Genomic DNA, 19,113 nt, shown 5'->3' with positions numbered 1-19,113 from the left:
AGGGCGACCCGCGCGAAGCGAGACCACACCTGTGCGTCCCGGACGGACACCTCAAAGAAGTGCCTGTTGCGGCGCGCGCAGGGAATGAGCGTCACTTCAGGCAGCGCGAGCACTTTGCCGCGTAGGCACCGCTGCAGTTCATCCCGAGTGAACGTCTGAATGCTCCACGCCCATCCGGTTACTTGGAGAAATAGTCGGCCAGGACTCGCGCCGTGACGAGGCCCGCGTACCCTCCGCCGATGACGACGGCCTTTCCCCACGTGGGAGCGCATTGCGGTGTGACCGTGGTACTCCAAAGCCGTCACACGCGGGTTCGGGGCGTGACGCGCATGTGCAGCCGCTGTGGACTCAGGGTGAGCGCCAGGGAGGGGCGAACTCGGCTGCCCGGCAACGGTTCCAGGCGCCACTGGGCGGCAACCGTGGCCAGGATGATGACGGCTTCCGTGATGCCGAACTGGTCGCCGATGCACTTACGGGCCCCGCCACCGAACGGGATGAAGGAACCGTCCGAGGGGTTGAGGCGCTGAGGACTGCTCCAGCGCTCGGGGTCGAAACGCTCGGGATCGTCGTACTGGTCGGCGCGGTGGTGGAGCAGATAGGGGCTGTAGATGATGGCCGTACCGGCGCGCAGGAAATGCCCGCCGAGTCGGGTGTCGGCGGTGGTGGTACGGCTGATGAGCCAGCCCGGCGGGTACAGCCGCAGCGTCTCGTTGATGACCCGGCGCGTGTACTCCAGCCTGGGCACATCGTCGAAAGTCGCCGCGGCGCCGGCGAGAACACTGTCGACCTCGGCGTGCAACCGCTCCTCGATACGGGGATGGCGCGTCAACAGATGCAGCGACCATGCCAGGACGGCGGCGGTGGTCTCGATCCCGGCGAAGAAGAAGTCCATCAACTGGTCGATGATCTCGGCATCGGACAGGCCCTGGTCCCTGTCGCCCTCAGCGGAGGCGGGACTGTCCAGGAAGACCGACAACAGGTCGTCGTCGCCGGTGCCGCCTGAGCGGCGATCCGCGATGACTCGGGCCATCGTCTCGCGCAGACGAGAACGCGCCTGGTGGTACCGGCGGTTGCCGGGGGTGGGGAGCCCGTTCAGCCACGGTGGCGTGATCATGCGCCTGAAGATGCCCTCCGTGATGACGCCGAAATCCTCCAGCATCTCGGCGAGGGCGGAGGCGGACAGGGTGTCGGCGAACACCGTCGCCACGAAGCTCTGGGCAGCGATCCTCTGCATCTCCACGTAGACGTCAAAGGTCTGTCCGTCGTGCCAGGAGCCGGTGACGGCCGCTGTCACGCGGGTCATCACGCGCGCGTACGCGGGAAGTCGGGCGGCGCGGAACGCCGGCTGGACCAGCCGCCGTTGGCGACGATGTTCGGCATGCGGGCAGAGGGGGAGACCGTTGCCCAGCGCTTCCCTGGCCTGTTCGATCTGCGGTCCGCCCTTGTCGAAAGTCCGGTCGTCGACGAGGACTTGGCGAGTCAGGCCGGGGTCGCACACCGCGAGGGCCTTGAGAGGGCCGATACGGATGTAGACCAGGTCGCCATGAGCGGGCAGTGACGTGAGGAACCGCAGAGGATCGCGCATCAGCGGGAGAAGGTGGCCGAGGAGGGGAAGCCCTCCCGGCGCCGAGCCGACGGAAACGGCCGTTGTCATGACTACTCTCCGATCGGAGACCGATCCTCAAGGCTTGCCGACGCGGTCCGTGCGGGGAGGGGCGCTCGGGGGAGCGTATGGATGCAAAAGGGATCGCCGATGATTCCCCACAACCTCCTAACTGGGTAACTGATGCTCTCAGTTACTGCTGCTGTTCTCGGCGACCGCGGACGCCCGGGCGGGCCGGGCGTCCGCGTCGGTTCAGGAGGCCTTGACTCCCAGCAGGTCGACCGGGGCGATCACCGGCGCCGCGCTGAGCTTCGTCCGCGCGGCCTCCCCGAGTGCCGCGGCGATCCGGCCCGCCAGGTGTGCCTGGCGTCCCTGTTCGTCCTCGAAGGTGTCGAACACCCCGAAGGTGGTGGCGTTCTCGCGGAACGCGAACCAGGTCACCGTGCCCTGCTCCTGCTCGGCCAACTCCTGCGCCCCGCGCAGCATGGCCTCCACCTCATCGGCGTATTCCGGCTTGGCCTCGATGCGTACCAGCAGACCGACCTTCATGTGACCGCTCCTCGCGTAGGGACCGCCGGTTTCCCGGCGCACGACGAACCTATGGCGGCGGTCAGTGATCACATCAGCGGCAGAAACGACACGGTGGATAGTGTTCCCGCCAAACAGGTAGCGGTCGTCGTCTACGACGGAGTGTTCGACTCAGGGCTCGCGGCCATCCTCGATGTGCTGGACAACGCCAACGCACTGGGCGGACAGATCCACGAGTCGTCGCCCACGTGGAAGGTGACACTGGTCGGCCCCGAACCGCAGGTACGGACCGGGGCGGGATTCCTCGTGGCGCCCGAGCCACTGGAGCACGCGCGGACGGCGGACCTCCTGGTCGTCCCGGCACTCGCGGGGAGCGATCCCGCGGCCCTGCTCGACCATGTCGGCGGCGACGCGTCCCGCGCCGTGCGCGACCTCATCGCGGAAACCCGTGCCCGCGGTACGACCATCGCGTCGGCCTGCGCCGGTACCTTCCTGCTGGCCGAGGCGGGTGTGCTGGACGGCCTGCGCGCCACGACGACCTGGTGGCTGTCACCGGTGTTCCGCAGCCGCTTCCCCTCGATGCCGGCCAACAGCGGCTGAAGAACCTGATGGAGCCCCGCGAAACTGATGGTGCTCTCGAACTCCACACCGGCAGCACGCACCATCCGCGCGCCCGCACCGTGAGCCTGCTCGGCCGCCGCGTCAAGCAACACCGTCTTGCCGACTCCGGCGTCCCCGGACAACAGCAGTGCCCCGCCGGAGAGCGTGGCCTCGTCGACGAACCTCTGAATCAGTACGAGGTCGTCGTCGCGCCCGATCAGCTGTGCCGTCGGACCCGGCAGTGGAGACCCATTCCGGTGCATGTACATCTCCCTTCCGACCTCGGCACTTTACCTGTGGGCATCGGCAGACGGGCATCGGTCGCCGGTCAGGACAGGTGGAGCAGCTCCGCGAGGTTCCCGCCCAGCACCCGTTCCCGGACCTCCCCTGGCTGAGTGACCCGTTCCACCGTGGTGCGGGCTACGACGGGGTCGCCGTAGGGGGCGTCCGAGCCGAAGAGGGTGCGGGAGGGGAGTTCGCGGATCGCGAGTCGGACCGCGAAGATCAGGCCGGCCGTGGAGAGCTCCAGATAGACGTTCGGCGAGGTCCGGGCCAGTTCGATCGCTTCCATCCAGTTGGTTCCGGCCAGTTGGCCGATCACCAAGGGGACTCGCGGGTAGCGGACCGCCAGGCCGACGAGCGTGCGTACGTCCGCCGCGGTCGTGGGGGCGAAGCCGTGGACGACCACGGGCAGCCCGCCGTGGTCGTGCGCCGCCTGGAGAACCGGCTCGACCAGGTCCGCCCGGTCCGGCGGGGGAGTCAGCTCACCTATGCCGTGCAGTCCGCGAGCGACCACGTCCCGGTCCACGGCGGCCGCGATCTCGGCAGCGGGGCGGTCCAACCGGACGGAGCCGAAGCCCAGGAACCGGTCGGGGTGAGCGGCCAGGGCCTCGTCCAGCTCCCGCCACGCCGCGGCACGGCCGTCGTCCCCGCGCGTACCGGCGGTGCCCCCGCCACCCAGGGCATGGTCGAGCACGCTCATCTCGCGGCGCAGGGAGGCCAGATCCGTCGCCCGCTCCGGGTGCGGGCGGGTGGGAAAGAGGACGGAGCGGTCCACACCCGCGTCGTCCAGCGCGGACAGGTGCACGTGGAGGGGGTCGTGGACGTGGCTGTGGGCATCGATGATCATGTCTGCCTTCCGGAGTGGTACGGCCCCCGACGGAATGCCGGCGGCCGTGAGCAGTGTTGATCTCTGACACCGTTGGAAGGTCAAGCGAGAGGGGCGGGCCGATGCTGATCGGGGAGCTGGCCGAGCGGACCGGGACCAGCGAACGGCTCCTGCGCTACTACGAGCGAGTAGGGCTGCTGAGGCCCGAGCGGCTGCCCAACGGCTATCGCCTGTACACCGATTCCGACACCACCGCCGTACTGCGCATCCGTTCCCTTCTCGCCGCCGGGCTGCTCACCCGCGTCATCCGCCAGGTCCTGCCCTGCACTTCAGGCACGGCCGCCGTGCGGGCCTGCCCGGGAGTGCTCGACGCGCTTCGGGACGAGCTGCATGCGCTCGATCGGCGGGCCGCTGAACTGGACGCGGCCCGCGAAGTGTTGCGGGACACGATCGCGCGAGCTGCGACTGAGCGGCTCTAGCCGCGTCGCCTCAAGCAAGCATATTCGAACGTACGTTTAATTCTGATGCCGGGTGGAAGGTGCCGCACGTGGCGATCTCCCCTCTCCTCGAACAACTCATCCGCACCGACCGCTTCACCCACGGCGTCCCCGCCCACCTCACCCTCACGCCCGACGGCAACACCGCCCTGTTCCTCCGCTCCCGCGCCGGAGACGATCCGATCGCCTGTCTCTGGACGCTGGACCTCGGCTCCGGGGCGGAGCGAGCGGTGGCGGACCCAGTGGCTTTGCGCGGTCGGGAGTCGGTCGGCATCGGGGTATACGCCACGAGCCGAAGCGGTGATCTGGTCGCCTTCGTCCTGGCGGGGGAGCTGTGGGCGGTGCGCGTCGCCGACGGGCGGCCGTGGCGCCTGCCGGCATCAGGCCCGGTGTCCGACCCGCGTCCCGATCCCGCAGGGCGCCGGATCGCGTACGTCACCGGTGGCGCCCTGCGTCTGATGAACGCCGACGGCACCGGGGATCGAGCCGTCGCCGAATCCGACGTCCCCGACGTCGAGTTCGGGACCGCCGTACACGCGGCCGCCACCGCATCCAACGGCCCGCTCGGCCATTGGTGGTCCCCCGGCGGCACCCAACTCCTCATCGCCCGAACGGACTCCGGCCGCGTCCACCCCTGGCCCGCACTCGACTCCGAGACACCGACGCCCGGACGGCGTTTCGCGGCCGTCGGTACGCCCAATGCCGACGTCACGCTCTGGATCGCCGATCTCAACAGCCCGCTGACACAGGCCAGTTGGGACCGAAAGTCATTCGAGTACGTCGTCGGGGCCGGCTGGGACGGGCACGGGCCCTACGCCGTCGTGCAGTCCCGTGACCAACGCACCGTCCGCTTCCTCGCGATCGACCCCGGCGACGGGAGTACGACGGTCCGCCACGAACAGCGCGACGACCGCTGGGTGCACCTCGTCCCCGGACTCCCCGTCCGCACCGACTCCGGCACCCTCCTCGCTCACACCGACCTGGACGGCACTCGCCACCTCACCGTCGACGGCGTCCCCGTCACGCCACCCGGGCTCCAACTCCGGTCCGTGCTCGGCGTCGACGCCGACGAGGTGCTGTTCGCCGCGTCCGAATCTGACGAGCCCACCGAGACGCACCTCTACAGCTGCCAACCCGCGGCCGGCATTCGTCAGTTGAGCTCGGGTCCCGCCTTCCATTCCGGCCTGTTCCGTGGCGGCACCCTCGTCCAGGTCGCCCGCGGCGCGGACCGACCCGGTGGGCGAACCCACGTGCGGCGGAGCGGGCAGCCGGTCGTCGCGATTGCCTCGTACGCCGAGCAGCCCGTACTCGACGTGCACCTCAGCCGTCTCGTCCTGGGCCCGCGCGGGCTGCGCGCCCGGCTCCATCTGCCGTCCTGGTACCGGCCGGGGAGCGGTCAACTGCCCGTCCTCGCCGATCCGTACGGGGGTGCGGCCGCGCAGCGGGTCACCGCGGAGTTGGACTGGCGGGTGCTGGTGTCGCAGTGGTTCGCCGAACACGGTTTCGCGGTGCTTGCCGCCGATGGGCGGGGGACTCCGGGCCGTGGGCCGGAGTGGGAGCGTGAGGTCCACGGGGACCTGTTCGGGGCGGCGATCGACGACCAGGTCACCGCGCTGCGGGAAGCCGCCCGGCTGCATCCCGAGCTGGATCTCGGGCGCGTCGGCATCCGGGGCTGGTCCTTCGGCGGGTCCCTGGCTACCGCCGCCGTCCTGCGTCGCCCGGACGTCTTCCACGCCGCCGTGGCCGGTGCGGGTGTCACCGACCAGCGGCTGTACAACGCCCACTGGCGTGAGCGGAGTCTTGGCCACCCCGACCGGTTTCCGGAGCGGTACGAAGCCTGCTCGCTCGTGCGGGACGCACCGCGCCTCGCACGGCCGTTGCTGCTGATGCACGGACTCGACGATCGCAACGTGCCGCCGCTCAACACGGTGCGTCTGTCCGACGCGCTTCGGGAGGCAGGGCGCCCGCATGAGGTGTTTCTGCTGCCGGGGGTCGGTCATCAGCCTGTCGGGAGTTCGGTCACAGAAGAATTGATGAGCCGTCAGGTTCGGTTTTTGCAACGGCACTTGGGCGGATGAGGGGTCGTCCCTCTGTGTCCGTCCGGCGCAGAGGGATAACCCTCGATTGTCCCCGGCCTTGCTGACATGCCTAGGTCAAGCCTGTCATCCTCCCCCCAACTGCGGCACGTACCCCCCACGTTCTCTTCACGCAGTCTCGGCCCCGCACAGCTCGGCTCGTCCCGGTCAGCACACCCGGCTGACCGGTCTGTCCGGCCGCCCCACGCGGCCACCGCAGTAGGAGAACGAGTGAGACGCATCGCCCGCAAGCGGATGGCGGTAGGAGCCCTGGTCTCCACCGCAGCCTTCCTCGCCGTCGGCATCCAGTCGGTTCCGGCGAACGCGAAGCCCGCTGCCCCCCACCCCAGCCCCGTGCGCACCGGCGGGCTGGAGGCCAAGCTCACCCCCGCCCAGCACACCGCGCTGATCAAGAGCGCGGCGCAGAAGACCACGGCGACGGCCCGCACGATCGGCCTCGGCGCCCAGGAGAAGCTGGTCGTCAAGGACGTCGTCAAGGACAACGACGGCACCCTCCACACCCGCTACGAGCGCACCTACGCCGGCCTGCCCGTCCTTGGCGGCGACCTGATCGTGCACACCCCGCCGGCCGCCGAGGCCACCGGCACGGTGAGCACGACGTTCAACAGCAAGCGCAGCGTGAAGGTCGCCTCCACCGCCGCGACCTTCACCAAGGCGTCCGCGCAGACCAAGGCCCTCAAGGCGGCGAAGTCCCTCGCCGCCGAGAAGCCCACCGCCGACAGCGCCCGCAAGGTCATCTGGGCGGGCAGCGGCACCCCGAAGCTCGCCTGGGAGACGGTGGTCGGCGGTCTGCAGGACGACGGCACACCCAGCCAGCTGCACGTCGTCACCGACGCCACCAGCGGCGCCGAGCTCTACCGCTACCAGGGCATCAAGACCGGTACCGGCAACACCCAGTACAGCGGCACGGTCACGCTGAACACCACGCTGTCGGGTTCGACGTACCAGCTGTACGACACCACGCGCGGCGGCCACAAGACGTACAGCCTCAACAACGGCACCTCGGGCACCGGCACCCTGATGACGGACGCCGACGACGTCTGGGGCACCGGAGCCGGCTCCAACACCCAGACCGCCGGCGCGGACGCCGCCTTCGGCGCCCAGACGACCTGGGACTTCTACAAGAACACCTTCGGCCGCAGCGGCATCAAGAACGACGGTGTCGCCGCCTACTCGCGCGTCCACTACAGCACGGCCTACGTCAACGCCTTCTGGGACGACAGCTGCTTCTGCATGACCTACGGCGACGGCACGAGCAGCACCCACGCGCTCACCTCGCTGGACGTGGCCGGACACGAGATGAGCCACGGCGTCACCTCCAACACCGCCGGGCTCAACTACACCGGTGAGTCGGGCGGGTTGAACGAGGCGACCTCCGACATCTTCGGCACCGGCGTCGAGTTCTACGCCAACAACTCCACCGACGTCGGTGACTACCTCATCGGCGAGAAGATCAACATCAACGGCGACGGCACGCCGCTGCGTTACATGGACGAGCCCGACAAGGACGGGGGCTCCGCCGACAGTTGGTACTCAGGCGTCGGCAACCTCGACGTGCACTACTCGTCCGGTCCCGCGAACCACATGTTCTACCTGCTCTCCGAGGGCAGCGGCACCAAGACCATCAACGGCGTCACCTACAACAGCCCGACCTCCGACGGCGTCGCCGTAGCCGGCATCGGCCGGGCCGCCGCCCTGCAGATCTGGTACAAGGCGCTGACGACGTACATGACGTCCAGCACCAACTACGCCGCCGCCCGCACCGCCGCGCTCAACGCCGCCGGGGCGCTGTACGGCACCAGCTCCGCCCAGTACGCCGGAGTGGGCAACGCCTTCGCCGGCATCAACGTCGGCAGCCACATCACCGTGCCGACCACCGGCGTCACGGTCACCAACCCGGGCAGCCAGTCCTCCACCGTCGGCACCGCGGTCAGCCTGCAGGTCTCGGCCAGCAGCACCAACAGCGGCACCCTGACGTACGCCGCGACCGGACTGCCCACCGGCCTGTCCATCAGCAGCTCGACGGGCGCCATCGCCGGCACCCCGACGACGGCCGGCACCTACAGCACCACCGTCACGGTGACCGACAGCACCGGGGCCACCGGTACCGCCGCCTTCACCTGGACCGTGAGCTCCAGCGGTGGCGGAAGCTGCACCTCGACCCAGCTCCTCGGCAACCAGGGCTTCGAGTCCGGCAACACCACCTGGACCGCCACCAGCGGAGTCGTCACCAATGACAGCGGTGAGGCCGCCCGCACCGGTTCCTACAAGGCCTGGCTGGACGGCTACGGATCCACCCACACGGACACGCTGTCCCAGTCGGTGACCATCCCCAGCGGCTGCACCGGCACCACCTTCACCTTCTACCTTCACGTCGACACCGCGGAGACCACCACCAGCACCCAGTACGACAAGCTGACGGTCACCGCGGGGTCCACCACCCTGGCCACCTACTCCAACCTGAACGCGGCCTCCGGCTACGTCCAGAAGTCCTTCAGCCTGTCGGCCTTCGCGGGGACCACGGTCGCCCTGAAGTTCTCCGGCGTCGAGGACTCCTCGCTCCAGACCAGCTTCGTCATCGACGACACCGCGGTGACCACCAGCTGACCGACATCAGCACGACGTGAGGCCTCACCCCGCGCAGTGCGGGGTGAGGCCTCGGCCGTCGGGTCGTAACTCTCGCCCGGAACCGTCTAGTTGAAGGGATCCAGCGTCAGGTACGCCTGCTGCGGGTTCCCGTCGTGGACCAGCGACTCCTGGTTGCCGACGTCGTCGAAGGCGAACGCGTAGGCCTTGCCGTCCGCCATCTGCGCGTGGATCTTGCGTGCGTAGTGGTTGGTCACCGAGTCCAGGTAGAAGTTGGCCGTGCCGGTGTCCGGCTGGTTGGGGTTGACCAGGAGCGTGGAGCGGTTGAAGCCCGCGCACAGCGTGCGCGAAATCGGGCCGCGGACCAGGTCGTTGGGCGCGTCGAGGTACTTGTAGCAGCCGAAGATGCTGGCCGCGTCCGGCTTCTGGAAGCTGGTGACGACCGCGCCCGAACTGTTGGTGAAGTTCATGACGTTGCCCGACACCCGGCCGAAGTACTTCGTGTTCGGCTGATCGGTGAACGGGGTGACGGTCAGGTTGGTCGTCGCGTACTTCTGCCATACGCGGTTGATGTAGTCGTTCATCACCGTGGCGGGCAGGGCTCCCGTCTCCAGCCCGTAGGTGGGTGACAGCGCCCGCAGCACGGTGCCGTCGGACCGGGTCTGGATCAGGTTCGCCCAGCCGCCCGGCTGACCGCGCAGCGCGTTGAAGAACCCGGTGTAGCCACCCGACTTGAGGTGACCGGTGTTCAGTGTGCTCCCGTCGGAGCGCTGCACGCCGACCGCGTAGGGCGCGGAGAACATGTCCACCTGGGTGCTGTTGATCCACAGGCCGGAGTCGTTGAGCGTGTACTCGGACCAGTTGAACAGGATGTTGCGGTTCGGATCGGTCGGGTTCTGGACGGCGGGCTGCACCAGACCGCCCGTGGTCAGCTTGAAGACGAGCTTTTGACCGTAGGAGAAGTAGATCCGGCCGGAGAACTTCGGGATCCGGATGGTCTTCGTCTGCCCGTTGGCGGGACCCGCGATGGACGCGTCCGGCGCCGGCGTCGGCGGATTGCCGCCGGCCGGCCAGGCGTGGAAGGTGCCGTTCGCGTCCGCCCAGCCCTGCTGCCCCGTACTGAGCAGGGTGCCCAGGGTGTAGACGTAGACCGCGTCACCGCGGCCGGAGTTGTTGGTGAGCTTCAGGGGGATCGTGGCGGGCACCGCCGCGTCCGCGGACGACGGTGTGATGACCGTGAGGACGGCGCCGAGCAGCGCGGCCGCCACCGCCGGCGCCAGGATCCGGCGAGTGAGCTTTCTGAGCACGCTCCACCTCCGTGTGGGGGGTCACTGGGGGAGATTGGTCCGTACCTGTTCTGAGAGCGCTCTCAAAGTGACACTGGGATCGCGTGCATGTCAACGTCCGGAACACATTCAAATCCCGCCCGCGCAGGGCGAGTCGAAAGAGCGGTGGGCATCCGAGAGCCTGGTCGACGCCTCACGGAAACGGGTCGGCGCCCGCAGATCGCAACCGCGGGCGCCACTGTGCGGGTCGGAGGGTGTCGGTCAGAACGTGCGGTCGAGGAGGTCGAGCAGCGCCGCCCAGTGCCGCTCGTCGCCCTCCTTGTTGTACGAGGAGGTGTCCGCCTGCGTGTAGCCGTGGTGCGCGCCGGGGTAGACCTCGCTGCGGTGCCGTACGCCCACCCTGGTGAGCGCGTCCTCCAGGCGCTGCTGCTGCTCGGGCGGCAGCGACTGGTCCTCGTCGGCGTGGCCGAAGTACAGCTCGGCGGTGATGTGTTCGGCCACCAGGTGCGGGCTGTCCGGCGCGTCGGTCGCCAGCCGTCCGCCGTGGAAACCGGCCGCCGCCGCGACCCGGTCCGGGTAGGTGCCGGCGGTGAACAGGACCAGCCGGGCGCCCATGCAGTAGCCGGTCAGCGCGACCGGACCGTCGGTGACGAGCGGGGAGTCGGCCAGCCAGCGCAGGTAGGCGTCCGCGTCCCGCATGGCGAGCTCGGGCGTCAGGGTCTGCACCACCGGCATGATCTGCTCGAAGATCTCCGGCCGCGCCGACGGGTCGATGAACTCGGGCAGGTCGAAGACCGGCGTACGGCCGTTCCGGTAGAACACGTTCGGAACGAGCACCGTGTAGCCGGCCGCGGCGAGCCGGTCGGCCATCGACTTCAGGTGCGGGCGGATGCCGAAGGCGTCCTGGTAGAACAGGACGCCCGGGTGGGGACTGCCGTTATCGGGGTGGGCCAGATAGGCGTCGGTGACGCCGTCCTGGGTGGGGATGTCCACGTCTGATCCCTGTACGGAGGTCATGGGGGCTGCCTCTCTGCGCAGTCGTCGGCGAGCGACCGGGCGGCCTGACGGGCCGGGTCCCGGTCATCGTTGCACGCACCATCCACCTGCCTGAGAGGACCCCCGCCGTCGGGCGAGCGGCCTCACTCGAAGCGCGAGGTGTCCCCGGCTCCCTTGCGGATGATCTCGGCCTCGCCGCCGGAGAAGTCGATGACGGTCGTCGGCTCGGTGCCGCAGTCCCCGGAGTCGACGACCGCGTCCAGTACGTGGTCCAGCCGGTCCTTGATCTCCCAGCCCTGCGTCATCGGCTCCTCCTCGTCGGGCATGAGCAGCGTGCTGGACAGCAGCGGCTCCCCGAGCTCGGCGAGCAGGGCCTGGGTGACGACGTGGTCGGGGATGCGCACGCCGACCGTCTTCTTCTTGGGGTGCTGCAGCATGCGCGGCACCTCCTTCGTCGCGGGCAGGATGAAGGTGTAACTGCCCGGCGTGGACGCCTTGATGGCGCGAAAGACGTCGTTGTCGATCCGTACGAACTGACCCAGCTGCGCGAAGTCCTGGCACACGAGCGTGAAGTGGTGCCGGTCGTCCAGGTGCCGGATGGTCCGGATCCGGTCGATGCCGTCGCGGCTGCCTAGCCGGCAACCGAGCGCGTAACAGGAGTCGGTCGGGTAGGCGACCAGCCCGTCGGAGCGGATGATGTCGGCGACCTGGGAGATGGTGCGCGGCTGGGGGTTGTCGGGGTGCACGTCGAAGTACTTGGCCATTCGACGAGCTTAGGGCGTGCCCCGGCGGCGGGGCGCGGGACGTCCGGCCGGTCGCACCCCGCGACCGGCGGGCAACCGTGAGGTAACGTCCCCGACCGAAACGCCGACGTCGATGCGATGCACGAGAAGAACGAGATGAACCGGGAGAAGGCCGAGATGGTAGGCCGAGAGGACGGGAGCCGCCCCGCGGACGGGACGGACGTCGATGGTGCGACCTGGGCACGGGAACTGCTGGACCACCTGCGGCCGGGCGGACGGGACCTACGCAAGGTCGTCGCGTGGCTCGCGGACGCCGTGGCGGGAACGGCCTGCTTGGAGGACGGCGCAGGGAACCTCCTCGCCGGCACGCGGACCCCGCTGGACCGGCAGCTCGTCGCGGACCTCGTCACCGGTCGTATCGCCTCCGCGGCCTGGGAGGACGCAGGCCGCCACCAGCGTCTCGTCCGGGTCGCGTCCACGGACCCCGGCGCGGCGGCCGTGCTCGCCGTCTGTCGCACGACCCCCTTCGACCGGCGGACGTCCGACATCGTCACCCACACCGCCCAGGTGGTCGAGCTGCTGCTCAGGGCGCGCGAGACGACCGCGGCCGGCCGCCGACTGGCCCGGGCCACCTCCGACCTGCGGCTGGCCATACTGCAACTGCTGATGGTGGAGGACACCGTCTCCGCGCGCCGGGTGGCCTCGGGCCTGTGGCCCGGGCTCCTCGACACCGACTCCGCATGCGTGTACGTCCTGGAGGGCCGGGCCGAGGACCGCGACCGGATCGCCGAGGAGTGCCTGGACGCCACGGCCGAGCACGCCCTCGTCGTGCGCTGCCCCGCGACGGACGAACACGTCATCGTCGTCACCCCGCGCGATGCCGCGGGGCGGGAGCTGCGGTCCGTGATCGACCGGCGGGCGACCACCTTCCTCGGCGGCAGCGCCCCGCACAGCCTCGCCCGCACCGCGACCGCGTACGGCCAGGCCGTCAGCGCCCTCGCCGTCGCCCGCTTCCGCCCGGACAAGCAGGCCGTGTACGCCGAGCGCACCCACCCCGAACGGCTGATGGACCCGGACACGCTGCACGGTTGGACGGCCCAGGTGCTGCGCCCGCTGGACACACTGGCCCACCACACCCGCGCCGAACTCCTGGCCACCACCCGCCTCGGCCTGGAGTTCACCGCCGTGAGCGCCGCGAAGATCCTCGGCGTCAGCCGCAACACCGTCCGCGCCCGCATGGAGCGCGTGGAGGCGCTGCTGTCCGCCGACTTCACCGGCCTCACCGTCCGCGCCGTCGTCCACCTTGCCCTCAACTCCCAGGTGGGCCTGGCCGACGAGCCGCGGCTGCCTGCCGCCGCCGCAGCGGCCGACGCCCGCATCGGCGACCTGCTCGCCGGACCGGCTCTACGCGCGTGGGCGCATGACCTGCTGGGCCGCCTTGACCCGGACGCCCGCGACCTGCGCCGCACCCTGCGCGCCTGGATCGCCGCCGGCGGCAACGCCGAGCGGGCCGCCCACGCGCTGGGCATGCACCCGCAGACGGTCCGCGACCACGTACGCAGCGCCGAACCCGTCCTGGAACGCCAGCTGCTGGCCGCCGGCAGTGATCTCTACGAGGTCGTCCTCGCCCATCTGGCCCTCGGCGATCTCGACCCGCCCGCCCTGCACCGGACAGAACCGGACCATCCGGGCTCACCTGTGCACAGGTGAGCCCCGCGGACACCGCAGGGGGCATCGGCACGATTCACAACGTATACGTCCCGCGCGTAGGTTCGACGGACCGCGGGGGGCACGACCGGAACGGGGGACCGGTCGGGCCGCCCGTGTCCCGATTCCCGGCCCCCTGCCTCAGGCTCGCAGCCGCACGGGCACTTCCTGCCAGCCGAACGCGATGAACGACGGCACCTGCCGCAACTCGTCGGCGTCGGCGGCGAGGCGCACGTCCGGGAAGCGGTCGAAGAACGCGGGCAGCGCGGTCAGTGCCTCCACCCGGGCCAGTGGCGCGCCGATGCACCGGTGCACGCCGATGCCGAACGCCATGTGGTCGTCCGCCCCACGCGCCGCGTCGAAGACCTCCGCGTCCGGCCCGTAGTGCGCCGGGTCGAGACCGGCGGCGGCGTACGTCGTGATGATGGCGTCACCGGCGGGGATCGTGATCCCGTCGACCGTGATGTCCTCGACGGCGTAGCGCAGCGGCAGCGAGGCGATGGACGGGTGCACCCGCAGCGTCTCGTCGACGACCGCGTCCCAGCCGACCTTCCCGGACCGCACCGCCGCCAGCTGCTCCGGCTGCCGGAGCAGCGCGACCACGGCGTTGCAGATCAGGTTGACGGTGGTCTCGAAGCCGGCACCGATGACCAGCAGCAGCGTGTACAGCAGTTCCTCGTCGTCGAGCCGGTCGCCGTCCTCGTCGCGTACCCGGATCAGCTCGGTGGTCAGGTCGTCCCCGGGATGCTCGGTGCGGTGCGCGATCAGTGCCGGCAGCACCGTGCCGATCTGCCGCTGCACGGACTGCGCATGAGCCGGCGTCGGGTCGGAGGTGTCCATGATGGCCGCGATCATCCGCCCGGTGTCGGCCGTCAACTCGTCGGGCACGCCGAACAGTTCGCAGATCATCCGCATCGGCAGCGGATACCCCAGCAGTGCCCGTACGTCGACCGTCTCGCCGTTCTCCCCGGCCGCCGCCAACTCGTCGAGCAGTTCGGCGGTGATCGCCTCCACCCGGGGCCGCATCGCCTCGGTACGCCGTTGCGTGAAGCTCGGTGCGACCAGCTTGCGCAGCCGCGCGTGGTCGACGCCGTAGGTGTTGAGCATGTTGACCACGCCGACCCAGACCAGGATCCAGCCCCAGGACGGGTGTTCACCGATCTCGGGCCACAACTTCCAGTGCAGCCGGGGGTCCTTGCTGACCCGCGGATCGAGGATCAGTTCCTTGAGGGTGTCGTAGCCGGTCGGCGCCCAGGCCGGGATGCCGCCCGGCAGCTCGACGGGCACGATCGGGCCGAGCGAGCGCAGCCGCTCGATCTCACCGGCGATGTCGGTGCCTAAGGGGTCGAGGGCGATGCGGTCGGTCACGGTCATGACGGATCTCCAGGCTGGTCGGGGGAGCGGGGAGTGAACCGGACGGGCAGCGCGGTGAGCGATCGGTGGAACGGGCCCGGCCGCCAGGTCAGCCGCTCTCGCGGCAGGACCGGCTCCAGGTCGGGCAGCCACTGGGTGAGCCGCTCGATCGCCTCCGTGGCGATGAGCAGCGTGTGCTGCTTGACCGGACAGGCGTGCGGGCCCGCCGACCAGGACAGATGGGAGGCGTCCTTCGGATGCCGGCCGGTGGTGACCTCCTGCTCGGCGAAGTGCGCGAGCGCACCGAACGAGATGACGACCGGCACGGCCGCGCGGATCCACGCCCCGTGGAAGGCCAGGGGCCGACGGGCGAAGTGGACGCCGTAGTTGGCCAGTGGCGTCTCGTGGTGCAGCACCTCCACCACGGCGTCCATCACCGGCCGGGCGCCGCCGGTGAGAGTGGAGTAGTACAGCGAGTGACCCAGGATGCGGGAGAGCGCGTTGGACACCAGGTTCGCGGTCGGCTCGTGCCCGGCGCCGAGGGTGAGGAACACCTGCCAGGCGACCTCCTCCGGGGTCAGCCCGGCCGGATGGTCCAGCAGCCAACTCGGCAGATCGTCGCCGCGCATCTGGGCCTTGGTCCCGATCAGCTCCAGCACATAGCCGCCGAACTCCGCCTCGCCCGCGGCAGCTTGGTCCCCGCCCTCCATCATCTTTCCCAACGCGGCGTTGAGCCGGTCGCTCTGGCTGTCCGGCAGTCCGAAGAGGCTGTTGAACACCAGCGCCATCAGCGGCCGGGCGAACTCGCCCACCAGATCGGCCTCGCCTCGCGGCCCGATCCGGTTCACCAGCACCCGCACCGCGCGGTGCACCAGCGCGCGCAGGTCGTGCGGCTCGATCCGGTCGAAGGTGTCGATCAGCGAGGACCGGTAGCGGACGTGCGCCGCGCCGTCGGCGAACAGCGAGTTGGGGCGCCAGCGCATCATGCCGAGCACCGGCGAGTCGTCCGCGACCGTCGTCTCCCACGCCCGCGGATCGTGCGAGAACGTCTCCTCGTCGTGCAGCAGGTCCAGCGCGGCCCGCCGGTCCGTCACGACGTACGCGGGCACGCCCGGCGCCAACTCCGCCCAGCCGACCGGACCTTGGGCGCGCAGGGTGTCGTAGTAGGTGTACGGGTCGAGAGCGAAACCGTCCTCCCACAGGCGCACCGGCGCCGAGAGGTCGAAGTCCTGCTGGTCGGGGGGATAGGTGGTCACCGGTGCTCCGAGGGGTCGCGGTCGATGAGGTGGTGGACCAGGGCGAGCAGCGCGTCGAGGGACGAGTCGGCGTCACGCGCGTCGCACGTCACCATCGGCGTCGTCGGATCCAGGTCGAGCGCGGCACGCAACTGCGCGTCGGTGTGGTGGCGGGGCGAGTCGGGGAAGGCGTTGAAGGCGACCGCGTACGGCAGTCCGGACTCCTCCATCAGCCCCAGCACGTCGAACGACGCGTCGATCCGCCGGCTGTCGACCAGCACGAGCGCCCCCAGCGCCCCGTACGCGATGTCGTCCCACAGCGCCCGGAACCGCTCCTGCCCGGGCGTGCCGAACAGATACAGCACGACCCCGTCCGGCAGGCTGATCCGCCCGAAGTCGACGGCGACCGTGGTCGTCACCTTCTCCCGCACCCCGTCCAGGTCGTCCACCTGCGCGGACGCCTCGGTGAGCTGCTCCTCGGTGTGCAGCGGCCGGATCTCCGACACCGAGTCGATCAGGGTCGTCTTGCCCACCCCGAACGGACCCGCGACCAGGATCTTCACCAAGTCGTGGGCGGTGTCGGGCAGGTGGACGGCACTAGTGCTTGAGGGCGCGGAGGCCATCGGCCACTCTCTTCAGCAGGTCGGGGTCGAAGCGGTCCGCCGCCGGGATCGGCGCGCGGGACAACAGCAGCCCCCGGTCGATCAGGTCCGCGGCCAGCACCCGCACCGCGGAGACCGGAAGCCGCAGCAGGGCGGCGGCCTCCACCACGGTCAGCGAGCCGCCGGCCAGGACGTCCAACAGGGCGAGCCCGGCCGCGGGCAGCTCGGCCGGGGCGGGCGGGCCGGCGGCGGTCAGCACCGACAGCCGCTCCAGGTGCGAGCGACTGGGGCGGGCCACACCGCCGGTCGACAGATACGCGGGAACCAGGGGACGGCCGCCACGGCGGCCCGTCATGCCGGCGCGCCGCCGTCGGCTCCTCGGGGCCCTGCGGCCATCGCCTTCTCGCCCAGCTTCGCCACCTGCGAGTGCACCCGGTGCGCCAGCAGGTCCAGGCGCACCTCGACGTTCCCGTACGCGGCCACGCAGGTGCCGTGGTCCGTGGGCACGATCAGCACGTACCCGAGGTCCGACTCGATCACCACCTGCCGCACCTCGGCCCGGTCCTGGTCGGCGAAGGCCGCCGCCGCGGTACGGGCCGCCCCCTGCACGGTGCCGGTGATGGCCGCCACCCGCTCGGCCGACGCCTGCGACAGCGCGTCCGTGTACCCGGACACCAGCCCGTCCCGGGTCAGCAGTACGGCGGCCACCACATGCGGCACCTGCAGGATCGGATCGAGCACCCACGCGTGCTCGCCTGTCTCGCGGCTGGTCATCTAGCCGCTCCCCCTTCGACGTCGGTCTGATCGGTGTCGTCCCCGGCCCGCGCCGCCGCGGTACCGGACTGCAGCGCGCCGAGCGCCGCGGCCGAGTCCGCCGGGCGACGCACCGGCTGCTTCTTCGGAGCGCCCGCCTCCTCGCCGGTCGCCCGCACACGACGGCGCCGCTGCGGCAACTCGCCCGCGTCACGCGGACTTTGATGCCCTGATACGGCGGTGGAGGCGCCGTCGTCCCCCTCGGCGCCGAACCCGTGCGAGGCGACGGAGACCGCCGTGCCGTCCCGCGCCGGCTTGCGCGTCGAGCGCGGCGCACTGGCCGCCGGCGGCTGCTCCACCGGGTCGACATGGCTCAGCAGATGGCTCTCGACCCGCAGGACCGCCCGCACGCCTCCGTACGCGGAGGGCGAGGACACGTCGACGCCCAGGTCGAACTGCCGGGTCAGCTGGCCGATCGCGGCGAATCCCATCCGCGGCGGATCGCCGAGGTCGGTGAGCAGGACAGGCTCGGATCCGGCCACCAGTCCCTGGGCGCGGGCCCGTTCGTCCTGTGTCATGCCGACGCCCGCGTCGTCGATCGTGACGCACACGCCGTGGTGCACCTGCTCCAGATTGACCACGACGTCGGTGTCCGGCGCGGAGTGTCTGAGGGCGTTGTCCAGCAACTCGGCGACGATGATCGCGACCGGTTCCACCGCGTGCGACACCAACGCGGTGCCCGCCTCAAGGTGGTTGTTGACGCGCACCCGGTGGTAGCCCGAGAGCCGGGCCTGACCGCCGGTCACCGCGTCCACCAGATGCGACTCCTCGCGGGCCAGCCCCACCCACGCCCCGCACACCACCGCGGCCACCTGGGCACGCCGCAGCGACTGCTCGTTCTCGTGGTCCAGCTGGAAGAGCGTCTGCGTCAACTCCGGTTCGTCGTACTCCTGTTGGAGCTTCCGCAGCGCGTCCTGCAACCGGTACAGCGCGGCCTGGATCTCCCGCGTGGCGCCACGCATTCCGGCCTGCGCCGCCGCGTCGATGCGGGTGCGCTGCGCGACGAGCTCGGCGCGCAGCGACCGAAGGACGCTCTCCAGACCGATGCCGAGCGGCGACGAGGAGGTCCGCGGTTGCAGGGGACCGGGCACCAGCACGTTCGGATGCGTCAGTTGCCGCGCGGCGGCGGGCACGCGCTGCGCCGCGAGGTGCTCGACCTCGGAGGTGAACATCTGCAGTACGCCGTCGAGTTGACCGCGCAACCGGGCGATCTCCGCGCGTTGCACGGCCAGTCGGCGCCGTGATCGCAGAAGTCCGCCGCCGAGGGCGAGTGCGGACAGTGTGCCGAGGGCGAGACCGCCGGCGGCCAGGTCCGGTAATTCGATCATCGAATCGGTTCCAGGGGGAAGTCGGGCAGGGC

General features: G+C 70.4%; 17 protein-coding genes and 1 pseudogene. 5 read left to right on the top strand and 13 right to left on the bottom strand.

The window, feature by feature from the left end; genetic code table 11:
* Positions 1–301: 301 nt before the first annotated feature.
* Together M2283_RS38695 and M2283_RS38690 are read right to left on the bottom strand one after the other, a co-directional pair.
* A complete protein-coding gene (locus M2283_RS38695) occupies positions 302–1,654 on the bottom strand; it encodes a cytochrome P450 (protein WP_280881198.1) in 1,353 nt (450 codons plus the stop codon).
* A 201-nt stretch (positions 1,655–1,855) separates the two neighbouring features.
* Complete coding sequence (locus M2283_RS38690; RefSeq protein ID WP_280881197.1) at positions 1,856–2,152, bottom strand: putative quinol monooxygenase; 297 nt, start codon at positions 2,150–2,152, stop codon at positions 1,856–1,858.
* Positions 2,153–2,203: 51 nt separating this feature from the next.
* Between M2283_RS38690 and M2283_RS38685 the strand changes: the two genes are divergently transcribed.
* Positions 2,204–2,731: a DJ-1/PfpI family protein gene (locus M2283_RS38685; protein ID WP_348538955.1), complete on the top strand. Its 528-nt coding sequence runs from the start codon at positions 2,204–2,206 to the stop codon at positions 2,729–2,731.
* On the opposite strand, the pseudogene M2283_RS38680 reads toward M2283_RS38685, so the two are convergent.
* Positions 2,692–2,994: pseudogene (locus M2283_RS38680) on the bottom strand (AAA family ATPase); the annotation flags it as partial. The gene M2283_RS38685 and the pseudogene M2283_RS38680 overlap by 40 nt on opposite strands.
* 65 nt (positions 2,995–3,059) lie before the next feature.
* A complete protein-coding gene (locus M2283_RS38675; protein WP_280881195.1) occupies positions 3,060–3,860 on the bottom strand; it encodes an amidohydrolase family protein in 801 nt (266 codons plus the stop codon).
* Positions 3,861–3,961: 101 nt separating this feature from the next.
* Between M2283_RS38675 and M2283_RS38670 the strand changes: the two genes are divergently transcribed.
* From M2283_RS38670 to M2283_RS38660, 3 genes are all read left to right on the top strand, one after another.
* A complete protein-coding gene (locus tag M2283_RS38670) occupies positions 3,962–4,318 on the top strand; it encodes a MerR family transcriptional regulator (RefSeq protein WP_280881194.1) in 357 nt (118 codons plus the stop codon).
* Between the two features lie 68 nt (positions 4,319–4,386).
* Positions 4,387–6,414, top strand: a complete 2,028-nt coding sequence (locus tag M2283_RS38665; protein ID WP_280881193.1) for a S9 family peptidase — start codon at positions 4,387–4,389, stop codon at positions 6,412–6,414.
* A gap of 228 nt (positions 6,415–6,642) precedes the next feature.
* Complete coding sequence (locus M2283_RS38660) at positions 6,643–9,039, top strand: M4 family metallopeptidase (RefSeq protein WP_432423182.1); 2,397 nt, start codon at positions 6,643–6,645, stop codon at positions 9,037–9,039.
* Positions 9,040–9,125: 86 nt separating this feature from the next.
* On the opposite strand, the gene M2283_RS38655 is transcribed toward M2283_RS38660, so the two are convergent.
* The 3 genes from M2283_RS38655 to M2283_RS38645 form a co-directional block, all read right to left on the bottom strand.
* Positions 9,126–10,325 (bottom strand): glycoside hydrolase family 64 protein, encoded by a 1,200-nt coding sequence (locus tag M2283_RS38655; protein ID WP_280881192.1) that lies wholly within the window; start codon positions 10,323–10,325, stop codon positions 9,126–9,128.
* Between the two features lie 240 nt (positions 10,326–10,565).
* Positions 10,566–11,321 (bottom strand): dienelactone hydrolase family protein, encoded by a 756-nt coding sequence (locus M2283_RS38650; protein ID WP_280881191.1) that lies wholly within the window; start codon positions 11,319–11,321, stop codon positions 10,566–10,568.
* 122 nt (positions 11,322–11,443) lie between these two features.
* Entirely contained in the window at positions 11,444–12,064 is a 621-nt protein-coding gene (locus M2283_RS38645) for an L-threonylcarbamoyladenylate synthase (RefSeq protein WP_185146275.1), read from the bottom strand.
* A gap of 156 nt (positions 12,065–12,220) precedes the next feature.
* On the opposite strand from M2283_RS38645, the gene M2283_RS38640 reads away from it, so the two are divergent.
* Positions 12,221–13,753 carry a helix-turn-helix domain-containing protein gene (locus tag M2283_RS38640; RefSeq protein WP_280881247.1) on the top strand — a complete coding sequence of 511 codons (1,533 nt, stop codon included), beginning with the start codon at positions 12,221–12,223 and terminating at the stop codon, positions 13,751–13,753.
* A 138-nt stretch (positions 13,754–13,891) separates the two neighbouring features.
* Here M2283_RS38640 and M2283_RS38635 read toward each other — a convergent pair whose 3' ends face one another.
* The 6 genes from M2283_RS38635 to M2283_RS38610 are packed head-to-tail and all read right to left on the bottom strand — an operon-like array spanning position 13,892 to position 19,081.
* On the bottom strand, positions 13,892–15,124 hold the full coding sequence (locus M2283_RS38635; protein WP_280881190.1) for a cytochrome P450 family protein: 1,233 nt from the start codon (positions 15,122–15,124) through the stop codon (positions 13,892–13,894).
* Positions 15,121–16,359, bottom strand: coding sequence for a cytochrome P450 (locus tag M2283_RS38630; RefSeq protein WP_280881189.1), 1,239 nt, complete (start codon positions 16,357–16,359; stop codon positions 15,121–15,123). Before M2283_RS38630 ends, M2283_RS38635 begins: the two co-directional genes overlap by 4 nt.
* The gene (locus M2283_RS38625) at positions 16,356–16,961 is read right to left on the bottom strand and encodes a GTP-binding protein (protein WP_280881188.1); all 606 of its coding nucleotides are present in this window, start codon (positions 16,959–16,961) and stop codon (positions 16,356–16,358) included. The genes M2283_RS38630 and M2283_RS38625 overlap by 4 nt, the downstream gene beginning before the upstream one ends.
* A complete protein-coding gene (locus tag M2283_RS38620) occupies positions 16,936–17,295 on the bottom strand; it encodes a DUF742 domain-containing protein (protein WP_280881187.1) in 360 nt (119 codons plus the stop codon). Before M2283_RS38620 ends, M2283_RS38625 begins: the two co-directional genes overlap by 26 nt.
* Entirely contained in the window at positions 17,292–17,714 is a 423-nt protein-coding gene (locus M2283_RS38615) for a roadblock/LC7 domain-containing protein (protein ID WP_280881186.1), read from the bottom strand. The genes M2283_RS38620 and M2283_RS38615 overlap by 4 nt, the downstream gene beginning before the upstream one ends.
* The gene (locus M2283_RS38610; RefSeq protein WP_280881185.1) at positions 17,711–19,081 is read right to left on the bottom strand and encodes an ATP-binding protein; all 1,371 of its coding nucleotides are present in this window, start codon (positions 19,079–19,081) and stop codon (positions 17,711–17,713) included. The genes M2283_RS38615 and M2283_RS38610 overlap by 4 nt, the downstream gene beginning before the upstream one ends.
* Between the last annotated feature and the right edge of the window lie 32 nt (positions 19,082–19,113).

The organism is Streptomyces pseudovenezuelae (assembly GCF_029892565.1).
Taxonomy (GTDB): Bacteria; Actinomycetota; Actinomycetes; order Streptomycetales; family Streptomycetaceae; genus Streptomyces; species Streptomyces pseudovenezuelae_A.
The sequence above is the reverse complement of the archived record's forward strand: the minus strand, read 5'-3'. Positions and strand labels throughout refer to the sequence as shown.

What these genes read in the sequence shown, in the direction of transcription:
- M2283_RS38615 (WP_280881186.1), bottom strand. Translation starts at nt 17,714, where the DNA reads ATGACCAGCCGCGAGACAGGCGAGCACGCGTGGGTGCTCGATCCGATC.
- M2283_RS38640 (WP_280881247.1), top strand. Translation starts at nt 12,221, where the DNA reads ATGGTAGGCCGAGAGGACGGGAGCCGCCCCGCGGACGGGACGGACGTC.
- M2283_RS38675 (WP_280881195.1), bottom strand. Translation starts at nt 3,860, where the DNA reads ATGATCATCGATGCCCACAGCCACGTCCACGACCCCCTCCACGTGCAC.
- M2283_RS38695 (WP_280881198.1), bottom strand. Translation starts at nt 1,654, where the DNA reads ATGACAACGGCCGTTTCCGTCGGCTCGGCGCCGGGAGGGCTTCCCCTC.
- M2283_RS38620 (WP_280881187.1), bottom strand. Translation starts at nt 17,295, where the DNA reads ATGACGGGCCGCCGTGGCGGCCGTCCCCTGGTTCCCGCGTATCTGTCG.
- M2283_RS38685 (WP_348538955.1), top strand. Translation starts at nt 2,204, where the DNA reads ATGGCGGCGGTCAGTGATCACATCAGCGGCAGAAACGACACGGTGGAT.
- M2283_RS38635 (WP_280881190.1), bottom strand. Translation starts at nt 15,124, where the DNA reads ATGACCGTGACCGACCGCATCGCCCTCGACCCCTTAGGCACCGACATC.
- M2283_RS38625 (WP_280881188.1), bottom strand. Translation starts at nt 16,961, where the DNA reads ATGGCCTCCGCGCCCTCAAGCACTAGTGCCGTCCACCTGCCCGACACC.
- M2283_RS38650 (WP_280881191.1), bottom strand. Translation starts at nt 11,321, where the DNA reads ATGACCTCCGTACAGGGATCAGACGTGGACATCCCCACCCAGGACGGC.
- M2283_RS38670 (WP_280881194.1), top strand. Translation starts at nt 3,962, where the DNA reads ATGCTGATCGGGGAGCTGGCCGAGCGGACCGGGACCAGCGAACGGCTC.
- M2283_RS38610 (WP_280881185.1), bottom strand. Translation starts at nt 19,081, where the DNA reads ATGATCGAATTACCGGACCTGGCCGCCGGCGGTCTCGCCCTCGGCACA.
- M2283_RS38645 (WP_185146275.1), bottom strand. Translation starts at nt 12,064, where the DNA reads ATGGCCAAGTACTTCGACGTGCACCCCGACAACCCCCAGCCGCGCACC.
- M2283_RS38690 (WP_280881197.1), bottom strand. Translation starts at nt 2,152, where the DNA reads ATGAAGGTCGGTCTGCTGGTACGCATCGAGGCCAAGCCGGAATACGCC.